The sequence below is a fragment of the Puniceibacterium sediminis genome, from assembly GCF_900188035.1.
GTDB lineage: Bacteria > Pseudomonadota > Alphaproteobacteria > Rhodobacterales > Rhodobacteraceae > Puniceibacterium > Puniceibacterium sediminis.
The window spans coordinates 232103-250335 of sequence record NZ_FZNN01000002.1; the positions used below are offsets into that span (position 1 = coordinate 232103).

20 protein-coding genes are annotated in these 18233 nt (G+C 62.1%); 6 read left to right on the forward strand and 14 right to left on the reverse strand.

Annotated features, from left to right (window positions below; all coding sequences use genetic code 11):
• Positions 1-211: 211 nt before the first annotated feature.
• The 10 genes from CHB75_RS03760 to folK all read right to left on the reverse strand — a co-directional run bounded on the left by CHB75_RS03760 (position 212) and on the right by folK (position 8829).
• The gene (locus tag CHB75_RS03760) at positions 212-901 is read right to left on the reverse strand and encodes a dimethylsulfonioproprionate lyase family protein (protein WP_089269180.1); all 690 of its coding nucleotides are present in this window, start codon (positions 899-901) and stop codon (positions 212-214) included.
• A gap of 69 nt (positions 902-970) precedes the next feature.
• Positions 971-1849, reverse strand: a complete 879-nt coding sequence (locus tag CHB75_RS03765) for a DMT family transporter (RefSeq protein ID WP_089269181.1) — start codon at positions 1847-1849, stop codon at positions 971-973.
• Positions 1846-2532 (reverse strand): ribonuclease III, encoded by a 687-nt coding sequence (gene rnc, locus CHB75_RS03770; RefSeq protein WP_089269182.1) that lies wholly within the window; start codon positions 2530-2532, stop codon positions 1846-1848. The genes CHB75_RS03765 and rnc overlap by 4 nt, the downstream gene beginning before the upstream one ends.
• Positions 2529-3365 (reverse strand): signal peptidase I, encoded by an 837-nt coding sequence (gene lepB, locus CHB75_RS03775; RefSeq protein WP_089269183.1) that lies wholly within the window; start codon positions 3363-3365, stop codon positions 2529-2531. The genes rnc and lepB overlap by 4 nt, the downstream gene beginning before the upstream one ends.
• Positions 3366-3523: 158 nt before the next feature.
• Positions 3524-3997: a holo-ACP synthase gene (gene acpS, locus CHB75_RS03780; RefSeq protein WP_089269184.1), complete on the reverse strand. Its 474-nt coding sequence runs from the start codon at positions 3995-3997 to the stop codon at positions 3524-3526.
• A gap of 190 nt (positions 3998-4187) precedes the next feature.
• Complete coding sequence (locus tag CHB75_RS03785) at positions 4188-4940, reverse strand: pyridoxine 5'-phosphate synthase (protein WP_089269185.1); 753 nt, start codon at positions 4938-4940, stop codon at positions 4188-4190.
• A 35-nt stretch (positions 4941-4975) separates the two neighbouring features.
• Positions 4976-5629: a DUF2062 domain-containing protein gene (locus CHB75_RS03790; protein WP_089269186.1), complete on the reverse strand. Its 654-nt coding sequence runs from the start codon at positions 5627-5629 to the stop codon at positions 4976-4978.
• A gap of 19 nt (positions 5630-5648) precedes the next feature.
• A complete protein-coding gene (locus CHB75_RS03795; protein WP_089269187.1) occupies positions 5649-7787 on the reverse strand; it encodes a RelA/SpoT family protein in 2139 nt (712 codons plus the stop codon).
• Between the two features lie 39 nt (positions 7788-7826).
• Positions 7827-8180 (reverse strand): DNA-directed RNA polymerase subunit omega, encoded by a 354-nt coding sequence (rpoZ, locus tag CHB75_RS03800; protein WP_089269188.1) that lies wholly within the window; start codon positions 8178-8180, stop codon positions 7827-7829.
• A gap of 79 nt (positions 8181-8259) precedes the next feature.
• The gene (gene folK, locus CHB75_RS03805) at positions 8260-8829 is read right to left on the reverse strand and encodes a 2-amino-4-hydroxy-6-hydroxymethyldihydropteridine diphosphokinase (RefSeq protein WP_089269189.1); all 570 of its coding nucleotides are present in this window, start codon (positions 8827-8829) and stop codon (positions 8260-8262) included.
• 149 nt (positions 8830-8978) lie between these two features.
• On the opposite strand from folK, the gene CHB75_RS03810 reads away from it, so the two are divergent.
• The 4 genes from CHB75_RS03810 (at position 8979) to rnhA (ending at position 11854) form a co-directional block, all read left to right on the forward strand.
• Positions 8979-9554: a LabA-like NYN domain-containing protein gene (locus CHB75_RS03810; RefSeq protein ID WP_089269190.1), complete on the forward strand. Its 576-nt coding sequence runs from the start codon at positions 8979-8981 to the stop codon at positions 9552-9554.
• Between the two features lie 340 nt (positions 9555-9894).
• Positions 9895-10845 carry a 4-hydroxy-3-methylbut-2-enyl diphosphate reductase gene (gene ispH / locus CHB75_RS03815; protein WP_089269191.1) on the forward strand — a complete coding sequence of 317 codons (951 nt, stop codon included), beginning with the start codon at positions 9895-9897 and terminating at the stop codon, positions 10843-10845.
• Positions 10842-11294 (forward strand): DUF3429 domain-containing protein, encoded by a 453-nt coding sequence (locus CHB75_RS03820; RefSeq protein WP_089269192.1) that lies wholly within the window; start codon positions 10842-10844, stop codon positions 11292-11294. The genes ispH and CHB75_RS03820 overlap by 4 nt, the downstream gene beginning before the upstream one ends.
• Before the next feature lie 92 nt (positions 11295-11386).
• A complete protein-coding gene (rnhA, locus tag CHB75_RS03825) occupies positions 11387-11854 on the forward strand; it encodes a ribonuclease HI (RefSeq protein WP_089269193.1) in 468 nt (155 codons plus the stop codon).
• A gap of 243 nt (positions 11855-12097) precedes the next feature.
• On the opposite strand, the gene CHB75_RS03830 is transcribed toward rnhA, so the two are convergent.
• Positions 12098-12607, reverse strand: coding sequence for a hypothetical protein (locus CHB75_RS03830; protein WP_089269194.1), 510 nt, complete (start codon positions 12605-12607; stop codon positions 12098-12100).
• Between the two features lie 281 nt (positions 12608-12888).
• Between CHB75_RS03830 and CHB75_RS03835 the strand changes: the two genes are divergently transcribed.
• Positions 12889-13509, forward strand: coding sequence for a trimeric intracellular cation channel family protein (locus CHB75_RS03835; RefSeq protein WP_089269195.1), 621 nt, complete (start codon positions 12889-12891; stop codon positions 13507-13509).
• 11 nt (positions 13510-13520) lie between these two features.
• On the opposite strand, the gene CHB75_RS03840 is transcribed toward CHB75_RS03835, so the two are convergent.
• From CHB75_RS03840 to doeA, 3 genes are all read right to left on the reverse strand, one after another.
• On the reverse strand, positions 13521-14165 hold the full coding sequence (locus tag CHB75_RS03840) for a GntR family transcriptional regulator (protein ID WP_089269196.1): 645 nt from the start codon (positions 14163-14165) through the stop codon (positions 13521-13523).
• The gene (gene argE, locus CHB75_RS03845) at positions 14162-15322 is read right to left on the reverse strand and encodes an acetylornithine deacetylase (RefSeq protein ID WP_089269197.1); all 1161 of its coding nucleotides are present in this window, start codon (positions 15320-15322) and stop codon (positions 14162-14164) included. Before argE ends, CHB75_RS03840 begins: the two co-directional genes overlap by 4 nt.
• 72 nt (positions 15323-15394) lie before the next feature.
• Complete coding sequence (doeA, locus tag CHB75_RS03850; RefSeq protein WP_089269198.1) at positions 15395-16591, reverse strand: ectoine hydrolase DoeA; 1197 nt, start codon at positions 16589-16591, stop codon at positions 15395-15397.
• A 453-nt stretch (positions 16592-17044) separates the two neighbouring features.
• Here doeA and CHB75_RS03855 point away from each other — a divergent pair, with 453 nt between their 5' ends.
• The gene (locus tag CHB75_RS03855) at positions 17045-18145 is read left to right on the forward strand and encodes an ABC transporter ATP-binding protein (protein ID WP_089269199.1); all 1101 of its coding nucleotides are present in this window, start codon (positions 17045-17047) and stop codon (positions 18143-18145) included.
• Positions 18146-18233: the final 88 nt, after the last annotated feature.

Sequence of the window (18233 nt, forward strand, 5' to 3'; positions counted from 1 at the left end):
GGTGCGGCGGGCAATTTCCAAACGGTCGTTTGGCAGACCGGCCCGGAATCAAGCGCGAAGCGCGCCGGGCAGCGCATGCCCGTCCGCCGGGCTGGCGCTGGGGTGATGTGAGCGCATAGACCAGAGAAAAGATGTACTCGGGACGATAAAGTGCCGAGCACAATCGTTTGATGCGCCATCCCACGGGCATGCGCCGCCCGACGCGCGCTGGTCAGCTGCGCGTCATGCGGGCCTTGCGCTTGTAGGACAGTTTCATGCCCGGCGCGGAGAGGCGGTCTTCGGAGCCGACCCAGGCATAGGCGAGCAGGCAGGGGTCCAGTTCGCCGGTGGTGATGCGGTGTTCGTGTCCGGGGCTGTTCAGGATCAGCGATCCCGGCGCATAGACGGCCCCGTCATTTTCGGACCAGGCACCGGCGACCGAGATATAGCTTTCCTCGATCTCTTTGTGGCTGTGTTGGGGGTAGGTGGTGTTGGGCGCAAAGAGCACAAAGCCAAGGATCAGCCGTTCCGCCTTGATCGGGCCCTGGGGGCCGAGGACTTCGAAGTAGGCGTATTTGCGTTCCAGCACCTTGGGCATGGTTTCATAGCCATATTCCCAGGTCAGCTGATCCGTCACCCGCGACAGCGCCCGGCCCAGACCGGCAAGGGTATTGCGTTCCGCCAGATCGAGCGCGCGGCCCAGATGGGCCGTGACGGGTTTGATCGCCGGGGCGCGAAAGGTCATTTCGGGATTGCGGTCGATCACCGATGACAGCGTATCGCGCACCCGTTTGCGGTGGCTGCGGATTGATTTGCTGCCACCGGCCGAGCCGTAGCGGTAGAGCGAGTCGAATTCTTGCAGCAGGTAGACCCAATCGGGACAGTCCTGCAGGCGCAGTGCGGGTTTGTCCGGGTCGCTCATGTCATGCCTACCGTGCTGATGTCCTGATCTCTGGCTAGAACGAGGATCGGCCCCTGTCGACATTTTTCATCAGGGGCGCAGGCGGCGCCAGCGGGCCGGGAGCAGCGTGTAGATGCCGCTGAGCACGATCACCGCCGCGCCGATCAGGGTGAGCGTATCGGGACGTTCGCCAAACACCGTCATGGCGAGGATCAGCCCGACGAGCAGGCGGCTGTAGCGGAACGGGGCAACGGCCGAGATTTCGCCGGTGCGCATGGCGGCGGTCAGCGCGGTGTAACCGGCAACGCCGCAGAGTGCCGTCCCGAGGATCTTGAGCGCCGCGCCACCGGTGGGAAGCGCTGGCAGGCCCGGTTCAAAGGCAAGGATGACAAGGCCCGCAAAGGTGACAACCGCAAAGCCGAGCATTCCGAGCTGAACGCTGTGGACCCCGGGCGGGCTGGTGCGGGTGGCAAGGTCGCGTCCGGCAAAGCCGATCATGCCAAGCAGGGCAAAGACGGCGTTCGCCTCGATCCCCGAAGGGGAGGGGCGCACGATCAGCAGAACGCCGGCAAAGCCGATGGCCATGGCGATCCAGCGACGCGGGCCGATCTTTTCCCCAAGGAACAGCGCGGCACCGGCCATGACCACCAGCGGTGCGGCCTGCAGGATCGCCGTGGTGGTCGAAAGCGGCGTGTAGGCAAGGCTGAGGGCAAAGAACAGCCGCCCACAGATTTCAAACCCCGTGCGGATCAGCAGCCCGCGTTGCAGATAGGCGGGATGCCAGAGCGGCAGGCCCTTTGAGCGCGCCATGAGGGCATAGATCGCCATGGCGAGCAGGCCGAACTGGATCGTGGCGATACCGGGGGTGATGCCGCCCGAGCCTGTGGCGGATTTGAAGAAGGCGTCTTCGAGACCGAAGCCGATCATCGACAGGACCATGAAGCCGCTGCCGCGCAGATTGTCGTTCATCCTGCGGATTCGACCCGCGTCAACAGTGCCTTGGCGGCCATCTGTTCGGCCTGGCGTTTCGATCCGGCGGTCGCCTCGGTGCCGGTGCCGTCGTCGAGTTCGGCGCGGATGGTAAAGACGGGCGCGTGGTCGGGGCCGCTGCGGGCGGTCTCGATATAGCGCGGCGGCTGCTGGCCACGGGCCTGGGCCCATTCCTGAAGCGAGGTCTTGGCGTCGCGGGCGTCTTCTTCGACCGCGCCGACCCGGTCACCCCAGAGCCGCAGCACCATCGCCTTGGCTGCGTCGAACCCGGCATCAAGATAGACGGCGGCAATCACCGCCTCCATCCCGTCGCCCAGCAGGGCCAGCTTGCGCCGTCCGCCCGACAGCATTTCAGAGCGGCCCAGTTTCAGCGCCGCGCCAAGGTCGATTTCACGGGCGACATCGGCGCAGGTTTCCTTGCGCACCAGCGCGTTGAAGCGCGGGGCAAGCTGGCCTTCGGATGCGCCACGGTCACCGGCCAGCAAAGCCTCGGCCATGACAAGGCCAAGGACCCGGTCGCCGAGAAACTCAAGCCGCTGGTTGTCGTCCCGGGTGGGGCCGGACATCGAGGCATGAGTGACCGCACGCAGGATCAGCTCGGGCCGGTTGAATTCGTGGCCCAGACGCTTTTGCAGCGCCTTCAGATCTGCCGATAACTTCAATGGACGCCCTTGAAGAAGCGGTCCGCGCGCCAGGTCCAGAAATACAGCATCGAACGGCCGGCGGAGGAGAACATGATACGGTCAGCGCGGCCGACGATGTTTTCGTAAGGCACAAAGCCGACGCCGCCGGTGATCGCGGGAATGCGGCTGTCCGAGGAATTGTCGCGGTTGTCACCCATGAAGAAATACTGTCCCGCGGGCACGGTATAGACCGGGGTGTCATCAGACCCCTGGGTGCCGATGTTCAGGATGTCGTGGCTGACGCCATTGGGCAGGGTTTCGGTAAAGCGTTCCTTGATGCAGATACCGCCGTCGCCCACCGGGCCGTTGGCACAGCGCGGGCGCATGCCCTGCGGACCCTGCGGTTCGGCGGTTTCTTCGAAATTGCCTGCGGGTTCGACCTGAACCGGGGTGCCGTTGATAAAGAGCACGCCGCCCTTGACCTGAACCGTTTCGCCCGGCAGGCCGATCAACCGTTTGATGAAATCGCGGCCCGATACCGGGTGGCGGAAGACGACCACATCGCCGCGCTGAGGTTCACCGCCCAGAATGCGGGTGTTGTCGCCGTCCAGAAATCCGCAGATGTCCTCGGCGTCGATGTCGATGCCGATGGCGGGCAGATAGACCGAGGGGCAGGAGGCGTAGGAATAGCCATAGGCCATCTTGTTCACAAAGAGGAAATCGCCGATCAGCAGCGTGTCCTTCATGGAACCGGAGGGGATCCAGAACGGCTGAAAGAACAGCGTGCGAAAGATGCCCGCGATCAGCAGCGCATAGACCACCGTCTTGATGGTCTCGAAGAAACCGTTGCCCTTGCCGCTATCGGATGCCATTGCGCATGCCCTCTGCCTGAAGTTCCCGCGCTACATGCTGCCGCGGGCAGGGCGTGTCAAGGCGCGGGATCTTTGCCGTGTTTGGTGCCTTGGGGTACAGCATCCGTCATGGTGCAGACCCCGACGCGCGGGTGAGACGGCTCAGCCTTCATCTGTCCCTAGATATCCCGGCGAGTCCGAGGGGCTGGCCCCACGGTCCGGCGCTCGGATTCCTGAACATACGGCTGATCGCGGGTCAGCGGCCGCGCCTCGATCACCACAAAGGCCTGCGCCCAGGGGTGATCGTCGGTCAGGGTGACGTGGATCACCGCTTCGTGACCCGGCGGCGTCATTTCGGCCAGCCGTTCGAGCGCCCAGCCGGTCACCGCCATGACGGGTTGCCCGGTGGGCAGGTTGGTCACGGCCATGTCCTTCCACGAGATGCCCATGCGCAAGCCGGTGCCAAGCGCCTTGGAACACGCCTCCTTGGCGGCCCAGCGTTTGGCATAGGTGCCGGCCACATCCTTGCGGCGTTCGGCCTTGTGCTGTTCTGTCGGGGTAAAGACGCGGTTGCGAAAACGGTCGCCAAAACGGTCGAGCGTGTCGGCGATGCGTTCGATATTTGCCAGATCGGTGCCGATGCCGAGGATCATTCCGGACCTCTCTTGCCCGGAAACCGGGGCCATCTGCCCACCGGGCTGATCACCAGGAAGCGGATGAGGGGCAGGCCCGAATTCGTGGCGACGCGCAATCGTGGCATTTCTCAGTGCAACGCCGCAAAAGTCTTATGAAGACTTTTGGCAAGATTTTTCAAAAAAATCTTGGGTGGCGCGTGAATGGCGGTCATGCGCGGGCCGCGTCCATCAGGCGGCGCATTTCGGCGATGGCGGGTTGCAACCCGCGGAAAATCGCCTCGCCGATCAGGAAGTGACCGATGTTCAGCTCTTTCACCTCTGGGAAGGCGGCGACCGGTTGCACGGTGTCATAGGTCAGCCCGTGGCCTGCGTGAACCTCAAGCCCAAGCGCATGGGCGTGGGTCGCCATGGTGCGCAGCTTTTCCAGTTCGGCGTCGCGAATGTCAAAATGGCCTTCGGCATGGGCGTCGCAATAGGCGCCGGTGTGCAGTTCGACCACTTCGGCACCGATGCGGTGGGCGGCATCGATCTGGCGCGGATCGGCGGCGATGAAGATTGACACGCGGCAGCCAGCTTCGCGCAGCGGGGCAATGTAGTGGGCCAGCTTGTTTTCTTCGCGCGCGACTTCGAGCCCGCCTTCGGTGGTGCGTTCCTCGCGTTTTTCCGGCACGAGGCAGACCGCATGGGGTTTGTGCCGCAGGGCGATCTTCTGCATCTCGTCCGTGGCGGCCATCTCAAAATTCAGCGGCACGGTCAGCACCTCCATCAGCCCGTCGATGTCGGCGTCCGAGATGTGGCGGCGGTCTTCGCGCAGATGGGCGGTGATGCCATCGGCCCCTGATTCCTGCGCCAGTCTGGCGGCGCGCAGCGGGTCGGGTGTGTCGCCGCCCCTTGCGTTACGGACGGTGGCGACATGGTCGATATTGACGCCAAGGCGCAGGCGTTCGTGGGGGCTGGTCATGGCGGTCTTTCGGCAGTTGGTGTCTGGTCGCCAGACTAATCCGACGCAATGCCCGCGTCAGCCTGTTTCTTCTTTTTCTTCAACAATGCCAGCTTGTCCCTGAGCGTGCCCCGGCGGCGGTTCTGGTAGACGCGGATGACCGGCACGGAAAGATAGTAGGCGATGGTCGCAACGATGAGGCCCGGGATGATGCCGCCGATCATGTAGGGAAAGAACACCTCGTGATAAAAGATCGACAGGCCGTGCCAGTCGGTCGGGGCGCCGCTGTAGATCGACAGGATATTGTGCCACAGATCCTGCCCGGCCTCTGCGAATTTGCGCCCGAGCGAGCCGTGCATCGCGGGATCCTTGTTCAGGCCCAGCAACCAGTAGCCGGTTTTCATCGAGATGATGCCGATGGGCACATAGGTCAGCGGATTGCCGAAGAAGGTCGCGAGAAGCGAGGCGATGATGTTGCCGCGCAGGATGAAGGCGATGCTGGCGGCGCAGACAAAATGCAGCCCGTAAAACGGCGTGAAGGTGGTGAAGACGCCGGCAAAGATACCGCGGGCGATTTTCTCAGGGGCGTCGGGCAGGCGGTGCAGGCGGTGCTGAACGTAGCGCGCCGCGCGCCCCCAGCCGCCGCGCGGCCAGAGAGCTTCAAGCGCGATCTTCCAGATCGGTCGCCTGTCCCGACGTTTGAAGACCACTGCCCGTCCTTCCCGAATTCTATTCCGCGGCCGTCTTTGCCGCACTGAGTGACGGGTTTCGCCGCCGTTCGACCGATGCGACGTCACTTTCCGCTTCGAGCGCTGAGGTAACCGAATGTAGATGTTCGGCATCGCGCAGTTCGATATCTACCAGCACTCGGTAAAAGTCTGGTTTCCGATCTTCAAATTTCAAGTCCGAGATATTGGCCTGTTGTTCGCCGATCAACGTGCAAATCCGACCAAGCACACCGGCATCGTTCCCGATGGTCATGTCAAGTGAAACTGCGTAGATCGGCGCATGGTTCCCGGCGGCCCATTGCAGGTCCAGCCAGCGGGCGGGCTGATCCTCGAATGCGGCAAGCGAGCCACAGTCGATGGAGTGCACGATAACGCCGCGCCCGCGATGGGTGATGCCGACGATGCGTTCGCCCGGCAGCGGCTGGCAGCAGGGCGCGCGTTCAAAGCTCTGACCTTCGGAGATGCCGACAACGGCGCGGTTCAGGTCGACATCGCCGGTCTTTGCCGGGGCAAGATCGGGGTAAACGGCCTGAACCACTTCGCGGGCAGTGATTTCGGCGCTGCCCAGACGGGCCAAAAGGGTTTCGCGACCCTGAAGCCGCAGCGTGCGGGCGGCTTTTTCCAGCGCCTTGTCAGATGCCTTTTTGCCAACGTTTTCAAAGGCCGACCGGGCCAGTTCGCGGCCCAGTTTGACGAACCGTTCGCGGTTTGCCTCGCGCAGCGACCGGCGGATTGCCGTCTTGGCCTTGCCGGTGGTTGCGATATCAAGCCAGGTGGCCTGCGGTGTCTGACCTTCGGCGGTGATGATTTCGACCGACTGGCCGTTCTTCATCCGGGTCCAGAGCGGAACGCGCAGCCCGTCGATCTTGGCCCCGACGCAGGCCGAACCGATGCGCGTATGGATCGCATAGGCAAAATCCAGCGGTGTCGCACCGCGCGGCAGTTTCACCACGTCGCCCTTGGGGGTGAAGCAGAACACCTGATCGGTATACATCTCGAGCTTGACCGCTTCGAGGAATTCGTCGTGGTCGTCTTCGCCATCGAACTGTTCGGTGAGCGAGGAAATCCAGCGCACCGGATCCACCGCAAAGGGATTTTCCGAGCGCACCCCATCGCGGTAGGACCAGTGTGCCGCGACGCCGGTTTCGGCGACATCATGCATCTGGCGCGTGCGGATCTGAACCTCGACCCGCTTGCCGTCGCGGCCTGACACGGTGGTGTGGATCGACCGGTAGCCGTTGGATTTCGGCTGGCTTACATAATCCTTGAACCGTTCGGGCACGGCGCGCCAGCGTTGGTGGATCACCCCGAGCGCGCGGTAACAATCCATGTCCGACCGGGTGATGACGCGAAAGCCGTAGATGTCGGAGAGGCGGGAAAAGCCCATCTCTTTTTCCTGCATCTTGCGCCAGATCGAATAGGGTTTCTTGGCGCGGCCAAAGACCTCTGCCTCGATGCCCTCTTTTTCCAGCTCGGCGCGCATATCGGAGGTGATCCTGTGGATCACATCGCCGGCCTCTTTCTGCAGGGTGATGAAACGGCGGATGATGCTGGCGCGGCCTTCGGGGTTGAGCACGCGAAAGGCCAGATCCTCAAGCTCTTCGCGCATCCACTGCATACCCATGCGCCCGGCGAGCGGGGCAAAGATATCCATCGTTTCGCGCGCCTTCTGCTGCTGCTTTTCCAGGCGCATCGCCTTGATGGTGCGCATGTTGTGCAGCCGGTCGGCCAGCTTGACCAGAATCACCCGCAGGTCCTTGGACATGGCCATGAACAGCTTGCGGAAGTTTTCGGCCTGCTTGGTTTCCGAACTGGACAGCTGAAGGTTGGTCAGTTTGGTAACGCCATCCACAAGCATCGCGACTTCGGGGCCGAAGAGGCGCGAAATCTCGGAATAGGTGGATTTGGTGTCTTCGATCGTGTCGTGCAGCAGGGCGGTGATGATTGTCGCATCATCAAGCTGCTGTTCGGTCAGGATCGCGGCGACGGCCACGGGATGGGTGAAATATGGCTCGCCGGAATGGCGAACCTGCCCTTCGTGCATCCGCGCGCCATACTCATAGGCTGCGCGAATCAGATTTGCGTTTGTCTTTGGGTTGTAGTTGCGGACCAGTGCAACAAGATCTTCGGCCGCTATCATGCGACTCTCTCCTTAACTGGCCCGCATCTGAAGCGGAGCTCAGCCTTGGCTTTGCGCCTCCATGAGGGCGCGCAGCAGTTTCTCTTCTGACATGTCATCATCGGCCGGCTTGTCGGGCTCGGACCCCATGAGCAATGCCATGGCGTCTTCTTCCGGCTCGTCAACTTCGATCTGAGTCTGGTTGGATTCGATCAGGCGTTCGCGCAATTCGTCCGCAGACTGGGTTTCATCCGCAATCTCGCGCAGGGCAACGACAGGGTTCTTGTCGTTGTCGCGGTCCACCGTGATGGCACCACCAGCGGTGATTTCGCGGGCGCGGTGTGCTGCGAGCATCACAAGCTCAAAGCGGTTGGGGACTTTGTCGACGCAATCTTCTACGGTGACGCGGGCCATGGAACACTCCAGTTTTGTCGGTTCGACTTGGAAACCGCAGCTTTAGCCCGGGAGGTGGCGGATGACAAGCCGGGATTGATCACAAAGGCAGCACTTCTGCGCGCGCGGCAGGGTCCAGCGCATCGCAGAGCTGGGCAACCGTGCGGCCCAGTGTCGGATGCATCCAGTTTGCCGCAACATCGGCCAATGGCACAAGCACGAATGCGCGGTCCTGCATCCGTGGATGTGGCAGGACCAATTGTTCGGGCGCGATCCGGGCCTGCTGGTCAACCGGGAGTGCTCGCCATTCCGCCTGAATCGCCGCATTTGGCAGCACGATACCGCCCATTCCCAAAAGATCCAGGTCCAGCGTGCGGGTGCCCCAACGTTCTTTTCTGACGCGCCCGAACACCTGTTCGATGTCATGGAGCCGCCGCATCACCTGCGCGGGGGGTAATTCTGACCTTAGCACTAATGCGGCGTTAACATAGTCCGGCCCGGCGCCCGCAGGAAAGCAAGGCGTTGAATAAAAACGACTAATTCTGCGGATGTCAAATTCGGATCGTGCGATTTCGGCAACAGACGCGGCCAATGTTAGCGCTGGACTGCCCTGGGGCAGGCCAAGGTTTGAACCCAGAGCTATCAAGATATCTTGTTCGTTTACGGACATGCGAGTATCCTCTGAGGCATAACCTATGGGTTGAAGAGACTGTAGAATTACCTATTTCTCACGCTGCGGACTTACTGTCGCATTTACGACACTCACGCCAACACTCCTGAACTGGGGCAGTGGGTCTATCATTACCGAAAGGACATTTGATGTTTTACAAGGATGAACGGCTGGCGCTGTTCATAGACGGTTCAAACCTCTACGCTGCTGCAAAGGCACTTGGGTTTGATATCGACTACAAACTTTTGCGCCAGGAATTCGTGCGTCGCGGCAAGATGCTGCGCGCGTTCTACTATACAGCCCTGCTGGAGAACGACGAGTATTCGCCAATCCGCCCGCTGGTGGACTGGTTGCACTACAATGGTTTCACCATGGTGACGAAACCGGCCAAGGAATACACCGACAGCCAGGGACGACGCAAGGTCAAGGGCAACATGGATATCGAGCTTGCCGTCGATGCCATGGAGCTGGCTCCGCGTGTGGATCACATCGTGCTGTTCTCTGGCGATGGCGATTTCCGCCCGCTGGTCGAAAGCCTGCAGCGTCAGGGTGTGCGGGTTTCGGTCGTTTCGACGATTCGCAGCCAACCGCCGATGATCGCCGATGAACTGCGCCGCCAGGCCGACAACTTTATCGAGTTGGACGAGCTGCGTGACGTGATCGGGCGCCCGCCACGTGAAATGCCGGTCGAACGCAGCCTTGAAGTCGCCAGCAGCGCGACCTGAAGCGAGACGGGCCTGTAGGGGATGACAGGCCAGTTGATGTGACGACCTCGAGAACGACAAAGGTCGCGGTCCGTGTGATACTGTTTGGTATCGCTTTCGGGCCGCGACCTTTTTTCCGTTTCAGCCTTTGTGGTGATGCTGAGGTGCCGGTTTGGCTGCTGTTCCTTGTGGCGATTCGGGCAGTGCCTGAGCGATCATGGCACCCCTTTGGCCGGGTGCACCGGTCACGCTGTTGTGCCCCCCTGCTGGTCTGGCGGCCAGTCTGTGGATTTTCCGACCCTGAGGGGACTGGACCGTCGGGAAAGATGCACCTAGGTCTGAGCAAAGCAGGAGAGTTGAGATGACGCAGCAACCGCTGACCCTATATCTGGCCGCGCCGCGTGGGTTCTGCGCGGGCGTCGATCGTGCGATCAAGATCGTCGAGATGGCCCTGCAGAAATGGGGCGCGCCGGTCTATGTCCGCCACGAGATCGTGCACAACAAATTCGTCGTCGACGGGCTGCGCGACAAGGGCGCGGTGTTTGTCGAAGAGCTTGAGGATTGCCCGACCGACCGGCCGGTGATCTTTTCCGCCCACGGTGTGCCCAAGGCTGTGCCTGCCGAGGCCGCGCGGCGCGAGATGATCTATGTGGACGCGACCTGTCCGCTGGTCAGCAAGGTGCATATCGAAGCCGCCCGCCACGCCGAAAACGGCCTTCAGATGATCATGATCGGTCATGCCGGTCACCCCGAAACCATTGGCACCATGGGGCAGTTGCCCGAAGGCGACGTGCTGCTGGTCGAAACGGTCGAAGATGTGGCCCGGGTCGAGGTGCGTGATCCCGATCGGCTGGCCTTTGTGACGCAGACCACCCTGTCGGTCGATGATACGGCGGGCATCGTGGCGGCCTTGCAGGTGCGGTTTCCGGCCATCGTCGGCCCGCACAAGGAAGACATCTGTTATGCCACCACCAACCGTCAGGAGGCGGTCAAGGCGATGGCGCCCGATTGCGATGCGCTGCTGGTCGTGGGTGCGCCGAATTCGTCGAACTCCCAGCGGCTGGTCGAGGTCGGACGGCGCGCAGGCTGCGCCTATTCCCAGCTGGTGATGCGGGCGGGTGACATCGACTGGCGCGCGCTGGACGGGATCCGGTCGGTCGGGATCACGGCCGGCGCCTCGGCCCCCGAAGTGCTGATCAACGAGGTGATCGACGCCTTTCGCGCCCGCTATGACGTGACCGTGCAGATGGTTGAAACCGCGCAGGAAAACGTGGAATTCAAGGTGCCGCGCGTGCTGCGGGTCCCGGCATGACCGGGGTGCCCCGCGCCGCGCTGATCCTTGGCCTTGCCGGCGTCGTGCCGTTCCTTTGGGGCGCGCTGACGCTGGTGTCTGACCCGCTGGCCACCTTTGGCCAGGGCGCGTTTGGGTCGCGGTTCATCGGGCCATATGTGCAGCTGTCCTACGGGGTTGTGATCCTGGCCTTCATGTCCGGCGTGCTCTGGGGCTTTGCGACCAAGGCCACCGGCCCGCGCGCGACGGCGGGCTATGCGCTGTCGGTTATCCCGGCGCTCTGGGCGTTCTTCATGGTCGGCGGCGGGCCGGTGTCGGCGGGCACGAACCTGATTTTCGGCTTTGTCGGCGTGCTGCTGCTGGACTGGCAGTTCTGGCGCTGGGGGCTGGCCCCTGTCTGGTGGATGCAGCTGCGCGCCCCGCTCACGGCGCTGGTGGTGATCTGTCTGGCGGTTGGCGTCTTTCTTTAGGCGCGGCGGGTGTCCCGCCCTGACTTTGGAAATGTACGGGTCCGGGTCAGCCAGCCCTTGACGCCGCCGATGGGGAAGGCGAAACCGCCGCTATGACAAAGCTTTATGCATATACAGATGGTGCCTGCAGCGGAAACCCCGGCCCCGGTGGCTGGGGGGTTCTGATGCAGGCGGTGAACGGCACCGAGGTCGTCAAGGAACGCGAATTGTCGGGGGGGGAGTCGGGGACGACGAACAACCGGATGGAGTTGCTGGCGGCGATCAATGCGCTTGAGGCGCTGGCGCGGGGCACTGAGATCACCATCTACACCGACAGCACCTATGTGAAGAACGGTGTCACCAGCTGGATCCACGGCTGGAAGCGCAATGGCTGGAAGACTGCCGCGAAGAAACCGGTCAAGAATGTCGAGCTTTGGCAAAGGCTTGACGAGGCGCAGAAGGGTCATGTGGTGATCTGGGAATGGGTCAAGGGCCACGCCGGCCACCCGGAAAACGAACGCGCAGATGAGCTCGCCCGGGCCGGAATGGCACCGTTCAAGACGGGTCGTTCGGGGGGCTGAGCCCCGTTTCATCACCGTGAAATACCGGTATGGCAGACGTATGGAAACCGTATGGTTTTCGTATGGCTGCGCGGCCATACGGGCGGGGCGTTGCGACCTGCCGCCGGTCTTTGCCGGAGTGCTGGGGGGTGTGACCGGCAGCTCCGAGCTGTTGATCTAGGCTCACTGACTCCATTTCGGCCGTACCTCGATCGGAACAGGGATAACGACCGGAGCAGCGAAAATTCTTTCCACAATGCGGGACTATGATGCTGAATTGCGGGTTAGTGTTTGCGAAGTGTACCTGGCCCTAAAAAGCCTCAGCACGCTCTCTATAACGTTTTCCATATCTGAACTGCTAAAGGAGCCGTGCGTCATTTCATGCATGTATCGCCATTTCACGAAGGCATCAGCATGATGGTCCAGTATTGACGCAACATCCTTTCCGAGGGGATTCAAATATGATTGATTGTACCAAGGACACGCAATTCGAAAATCGCTTTCTATTTTTTCCTGCTGTTCTGGCTGGAGCATGTCGAAGAGCTTGGAAAGGTTGTGCTCGCGTATGATTTTGGAGCCTTGATCCAAGGTAATCCAAGCCTTTAGCGCCAACTCCATCGCGAGCGCCAACAGCATCGGATCTATCCCAATATCAGCGAACAGACGTGCGTTGCTTGGCGTTGTAAATGGCCCCTTCCTTGCTTCTCTTACGCGCGCGACCAGCGCATCTGCAGTATTCGCCATCTTAATGGCTATCGTCAGTTCTTGCCCCATGACTACCCAAGCCTGTTTGTGTGATCCAAAATCTTAGGCTGGGTGACGCCTCAAAGGCAAACAATCTACCTCGAAGGTCGGCAGAGCCAAGCTTTTTCACATATCTCAGTGAGATTGACATGAGTGCACACGCTCAGGTGATCGTCCGTAATCTTTGCAGCATGGTTCCCGCCGTTCCCGGCAATGGATTTGATCCTGTGCTACCCTCCATCCGGCGCAAGTGATGACAGCGGCGGCACGAGGCGCTATTGCGCGGCAATGCAATGTCATCCGGAGCTGCCATGTCCCTTCTGAGCCTTCTCGATTATGCCTCGGTGCTGGTCTTTGCCCTGACCGGCGCGTTGGTGGCGAGTCGGGCGCAGTTGGACATTGTGGGGTTCTGCTTTTTCGCGAGCCTGACGGCGGTGGGGGGCGGGACGGTGCGGGATGTGTTGCTGGACCGGAACCCGGTGTTCTGGATGGCGCAGCCGTCGTATCTTTGGGTGGCCTGCGGTGCGGCGCTGGTGGTTTTCCTGACCGCGCATCTGCTGGAGAGCCGGTATCGCGTGTTGCTGTGGCTGGATGCCTGCGCGCTGGCCGTCGCCGTCGCGGCGGGCGCGGGTGTGGCGCAGTCGGCGGGGCAGTCGCCGACAGTGGTGGTGGTCATGGGCATGATCACCGGCTGCATGGGCGGATTGCTGCGGGATGTGGTGTCGAACGAGGTGCCGCTGGTTCTGAAACAGGGCGAGTTGTACGTCACCTGCGCCTTTGCCGGGTCCGCCGGGGCGGTGATGGCGCAGGCCTTTGGGTTGGGCGAGGGGTTTGTGGCGCTGATCTGTGCGGGGGTGACATTCACCCTGCGGGCCGGGTCGATCCTGTTTGGCTGGTGTCTGCCGGTCTATCGTGGCCGCCCGCCGCGCTGAGGGCGCGGGGGTCAGAGCATTGAAAGGCGCCGAAAGCTCATCGAGATATGGGCGCGGCGGATCAGGGCGACGGCCTGAAGGTCGGGCAGGGCAAGCGCGGCGCGGGTCTGGCGCATTTCGTCCAGAAAGATCGCGCATTCCTGTGCAAGGTCCATGCGTGGGATCGCCATGAGCCAGATGCGGGCGGTGTGGAAATAGAGCCGTTCTGCGGTGTCGCGCAGGGGGGCATTGTCGCTGAGCGACAGGCCAAAGCCGTGGTAGGCCATGTTGAGTTCGGCAAAGGCACGCGGGTCTGGCTGGGCCACGAGGTCCTCTCCACGTATCACGAAGTCGTCGATTTCGGACAGGGTTTGCGCGGTCACCGGGCGGGGCGACAGGGCGGCGGTCAGCTGCGCCAGTTCGAGCCGCAGGGCGTAGGTCTGGGTGAGTTCGCCAATCGACACATCCGTGACCAGCGTGCCGACGCCGTGGCGTGAGATCACCAGCCCTTCGTCTTCGAGCCGGGCGAGGGCGCGGCGCAGCGGGGTGCGGGAGGTGCCGAAGTCGGCGGCAAGGGTTTCTTCGGACAGGCGGGTGCCGGGCGGGTAGTCGAGCAGGCAGATGCGGCTGCGCAGTTCGGTATAGAGCCGCTGGTGGCGGGAGGTTGCCTTGGTCATTCCGCGCAGCTTTGACCCAGGCCGTCGAGCATGGTCAGGCAGTCGGCAAGCTGCGCGCGCGCGAGGTATTCGTCGGGTTTGTGCGCCTGCGCGATGGAACCGGGGCCGCAGACCACGGCGGACATGCCAAGTTGCTGGAACAAGCCGGCCTCTGTGTTGAAGGGGACGACATCGGCGGTTTCGCAGCCCGTGAGCGCGGCAATCAGGGTGCGGGCCATGTTGACCTCCATCGGTTCAAGGCCGACGACTTCGCCTATGATCTGGGTGGTGATGTCGGCGCGGGGGCTGACGGCGCGCATGGCGGGCAGCAGATCGGTTTCGATGTAGGATTCGAGCATTTCGCGGAGGAATTCGCCATCGCCGTACTGGACCGGGCGCATTTCCCATTCCAGTTCCGCCTTGCCGGGGATGACGTTGTGGGCGTGGCCGCCGTGCAGCCTGCCGATGTTGACCGTGGTCCATGCCGGATCAAAGCGGGAATCGCGAGGGGCGCGGGTTTTGAGTTCCTCGGCCAGTTCCATCAGGCGGGTGGCGTATTTCACCGCATAGGCGACGGCGTTCACGCCACGGTCGGGGTTTGATCCGTGCCCTTCGAGCCCGGTGAAACGGGTGGTGTATTCGCAGCAGCCCTTGTGGCCTTCGATGATGCGCATTTCGGTGGGCTCACCAATGATGGCGATCGACGGTTTGTAGCCGCGTTTCTGTAGCTCGGGGACAAGGGATTTTGCGCCGACGCAGCCGGTTTCTTCGTCATGGGTAAAGCAGAAGTGGATCGGGCGGCGCAGGGTATGGGCGGCATAGGGTTTCGCCATGGCGATGGTGGCGGCGATGAAACCCTTCATGTCGCAGGTGCCGCGCCCCATCAGGAAATCGCCGCGTTCCGACAGGGCAAAGGGGTCGGTCGACCAGTCCTGATCCGTGACCGGCACCACGTCGGAATGTCCCGACAGGACAATGCCGCCTTCGCAATCCGGGCCGATGGTGCCGAACAGGTTCGCCTTTTTGCCGGTTGCGTCGTGGAAGAGTTCGACGCGGGCGCCGGCATCTTCGAGCAGGGTCGCCATATAGGCCATCATTTCGACATTGGGGTCGATCGAGACGGTCGGGAAGGCGATGAGATCGGCGAGGATCGCCTCGGTGCGGGTCAGGAGGGTCATGTCTACCTTTGTCTGGCTGATCACGGGGGGTGGGCCGCGCCCCGAGAGAGTGGGGGGGGGCGGCGCGGATGGTCAGTCCTTGACGAACATCTTGCGGGGGCGGTTGCAGAAGGTTTCGGCGGCGCCGTCTTCCTTGATCACGATGGATTCGGTGATCTCCAAACCCCAGTCCGACATCCAGAGGCCGGGCATGAAGTGGAAGGTCATGCCGGGTTCAAGCACGGTTTCGTCTTCGGCGCGCAGGGAGATCGTGCGTTCGCCCCAGTCCGGCGGATAGCTGATGCCGATGGGATAGCCGCAGCGCGCACCGCGTTCGATGCCGGCGGATTCCAGCGGGGCGGCAAGGGCGTTGGCGATGTCACAGGCGCGGTTGCCGGCGCGGGCGACTTCTAGGCCGGCCTCAAGCCCCTCGACCAGCGCGGCTTCGGCGCGGAGGAAGATTTCGGACGGCTGGCCAAGGAAGATCGTGCGGCAGAAGGGGACGTGGTAGCGGCGGTAGCAGCCGGCGATTTCAAAGAAGGTCGCCTCGCCTTTGACAAAGGGGCGGCCATCCCACGTGAGGTGGGGTGCTGCGGCGTCGGACCCCGAGGGCAGCAGCGGCACGATGGCGGCGTAATCGCCCCAGTGTCCGTCGGCGCCCATGATCGCGTCGCGCTGAACCTCGGCCACGACTTCGTTCTTGGGCACACCGGGTTCGACCCGTTCGATCAGGCCATCGACGATCTTTTCCGAGATCTTGGCGGCGCGGCGCATGAACACCAGCTCTTCTTCGGATTTGACGCCGCGCTGCCAGTTCACCAGGGCGGTGGCGTCGATCAGTTTGGCGTTGGGCAGTTCGGCGGCCAGGGTCATGTAGGCCTTGGCCGAGAAGTAGTAGTTGTCGAGTTCGACGCCGATGCGCAGTTTATCAAGGCCCATGCCGATCAGGCGCTGGGCAAGGTCCTGCATGGGGTGGCGTTCGGTGGACTGGACGTAGTTGTCGGCGTAGCCGATGCAACGGTCATCGCCCATCCAGACGGTGCGGATCGCGCCGTTGCTGTCCTGATTGCGGCCCCACCAGACCGGATCGGCGTCGGGCAGAACCAGCACGCCCTGATGCACATAGAAGGACCAGCCGTCATAGCCGGTGAGCCAGGCCATGTTCGACGGATCGGTGACCCAGAGAATATCGACACCGGCGCGTTCCATCGCGGCGCGGGTCTTGGCCAGGCGGCGTTTGTATTCGCCTTCGGTAAAGGGGAGGTCCTTGGCAAAGCGGTGGTTGAGCATTGAGCATCCTCGTGGGGATTGTGACGCGAGTACGACAATGCTGCATGAAGGTGCACAACCTGACCCAACGAAAAGCGACACGGTGCTGACGCTTGTGAACTAACAGCCTGTTTTCTTGGCGGGGAATCCCGTTTCAAAGGGCGAGCCTATTGTCAGTTGTGCACAACTGGGGGGATTTCAGGGTGGGTTGTCGCGGGTGATTCTATGTTGTCGAAACAGTGGGCTGGCTGTCGCTGCCCCGGCCTGAACCTGTGCGGGGATGGCCGGAACGGGCAGGAAACCCAATTGATCCGGTGGTTTTGACTGCAAAGTGCGAAAAATGTGATCAAATGACCTGATGTGCCCGCAAATCAGCCAGAAATCTACGTAGGCAGTTGCAAGAAGGTCGGTCAGGGGGTTTAGTCATGGTTATGACAGCGGAACCAATCCGCGGAACAAACAGGGGGCCAGTCTTTGACAGATATGGCAAATCAAGATGCGTTCGTAGCTTTCGAACGCGTGCAAAAGAGCTATGACGGTGAGACTCTGGTCGTCAAGGACCTGAACCTCAGCATGCCCAAGGGCGAGTTCCTGACCATGCTTGGACCGTCCGGGTCGGGCAAGACCACTTGCCTGATGATGCTGGCGGGTTTCGAGACAGCCACCCACGGCGAGATCAAGCTGGACGGTGTGTCGATCAACGACATTTCACCCCACAAGCGCGGCATCGGCATGGTGTTCCAGAACTACGCGCTGTTTCCGCATATGACCGTGGCCGAGAACCTGTCCTTCCCGCTGGAAGTGCGCAAGATGGGCAAGTCCGACCGCGAGGCCAAGATCAAGCGCGCGCTGGACATGGTGCAGATGGGCGCCTTTGCCGGGCGTCGTCCGACGCAGTTGTCCGGTGGTCAGCAGCAGCGGATCGCACTGGCGCGCGCGCTGGTGTTTGAACCCGAACTGGTGCTGATGGACGAACCGCTGGGCGCGCTGGACAAGCAGCTGCGCGAGACATTGCAATTCGAGATCACCAATCTGGCGCATGAGCTGGGCATCACAGTGGTTTACGTCACCCACGACCAGACCGAGGCGCTGACCATGTCGGACCGCGTTGCGGTGTTCGACGATGGCCGGATTCAGCAGCTGGCACCGCCGGATGAGCTGTATGAAAAGCCGCAGAACAGTTTTGTGGCCCAGTTCATCGGCGAGAATAACGCGCTGGACGGCACCATTCAGGAAATCCGTGGCGATCGTTGCACCGTGCGGCTGGAAAGCGGCGATGTGATCGACGCGGTGCCGGTCAACGTGTCCAAGGTTGGGGAAAAGACCCGTGTGTCCATCCGGCCAGAGCGTGTCGAATTCAATCCAGAGCTAGGCCCTGATGCCCATACGCTACAGGCTGAAGTGCTGGAATTCGTTTACATGGGCGATGTGTTCCGGACCCGTCTGCGGGTTGCGGGACGCGATGACTTTGTCGTCAAGACCCGGAACCGTGCCGATCAGATCCGTCTCAGCCCCGGCGAGAAGGTCAAGATCGGCTGGCTGCCCGAGGATTGCCGCGCACTGGATGCGCCATAGACTTCACCGAATATCGCGCTGCTGTGCCCTGCCGGGCATGACAGCACGGTGAACAAGAGGGTCCGGCTCTGTGTGCCCGTCACCCGGA

Coding starts and splice junctions, on each gene's coding strand:
- CHB75_RS03765 (WP_089269181.1), bottom strand. CDS start 1,849: ATGAACGACAATCTGCGCGGCAGCGGCTTCATGGTCCTGTCGATGATC.
- CHB75_RS03840 (WP_089269196.1), bottom strand. CDS start 14,165: ATGACCAAGGCAACCTCCCGCCACCAGCGGCTCTATACCGAACTGCGC.
- rnhA (WP_089269193.1), top strand. CDS start 11,387: ATGACAAAGCTTTATGCATATACAGATGGTGCCTGCAGCGGAAACCCC.
- CHB75_RS03785 (WP_089269185.1), bottom strand. CDS start 4,940: ATGACCAGCCCCCACGAACGCCTGCGCCTTGGCGTCAATATCGACCAT.
- ispH (WP_089269191.1), top strand. CDS start 9,895: ATGACGCAGCAACCGCTGACCCTATATCTGGCCGCGCCGCGTGGGTTC.
- argE (WP_089269197.1), bottom strand. CDS start 15,322: ATGACCCTCCTGACCCGCACCGAGGCGATCCTCGCCGATCTCATCGCC.
- rpoZ (WP_089269188.1), bottom strand. CDS start 8,180: ATGGCCCGCGTCACCGTAGAAGATTGCGTCGACAAAGTCCCCAACCGC.
- CHB75_RS03795 (WP_089269187.1), bottom strand. CDS start 7,787: ATGATAGCGGCCGAAGATCTTGTTGCACTGGTCCGCAACTACAACCCA.
- lepB (WP_089269183.1), bottom strand. CDS start 3,365: ATGGCATCCGATAGCGGCAAGGGCAACGGTTTCTTCGAGACCATCAAG.
- CHB75_RS03810 (WP_089269190.1), top strand. CDS start 8,979: ATGTTTTACAAGGATGAACGGCTGGCGCTGTTCATAGACGGTTCAAAC.
- CHB75_RS03830 (WP_089269194.1), bottom strand. CDS start 12,607: ATGGGGCAAGAACTGACGATAGCCATTAAGATGGCGAATACTGCAGAT.
- CHB75_RS03820 (WP_089269192.1), top strand. CDS start 10,842: ATGACCGGGGTGCCCCGCGCCGCGCTGATCCTTGGCCTTGCCGGCGTC.
- CHB75_RS03835 (WP_089269195.1), top strand. CDS start 12,889: ATGTCCCTTCTGAGCCTTCTCGATTATGCCTCGGTGCTGGTCTTTGCC.
- CHB75_RS03760 (WP_089269180.1), bottom strand. CDS start 901: ATGAGCGACCCGGACAAACCCGCACTGCGCCTGCAGGACTGTCCCGAT.
- folK (WP_089269189.1), bottom strand. CDS start 8,829: ATGTCCGTAAACGAACAAGATATCTTGATAGCTCTGGGTTCAAACCTT.
- acpS (WP_089269184.1), bottom strand. CDS start 3,997: ATGATCCTCGGCATCGGCACCGATCTGGCAAATATCGAACGCATCGCC.
- doeA (WP_089269198.1), bottom strand. CDS start 16,591: ATGCTCAACCACCGCTTTGCCAAGGACCTCCCCTTTACCGAAGGCGAA.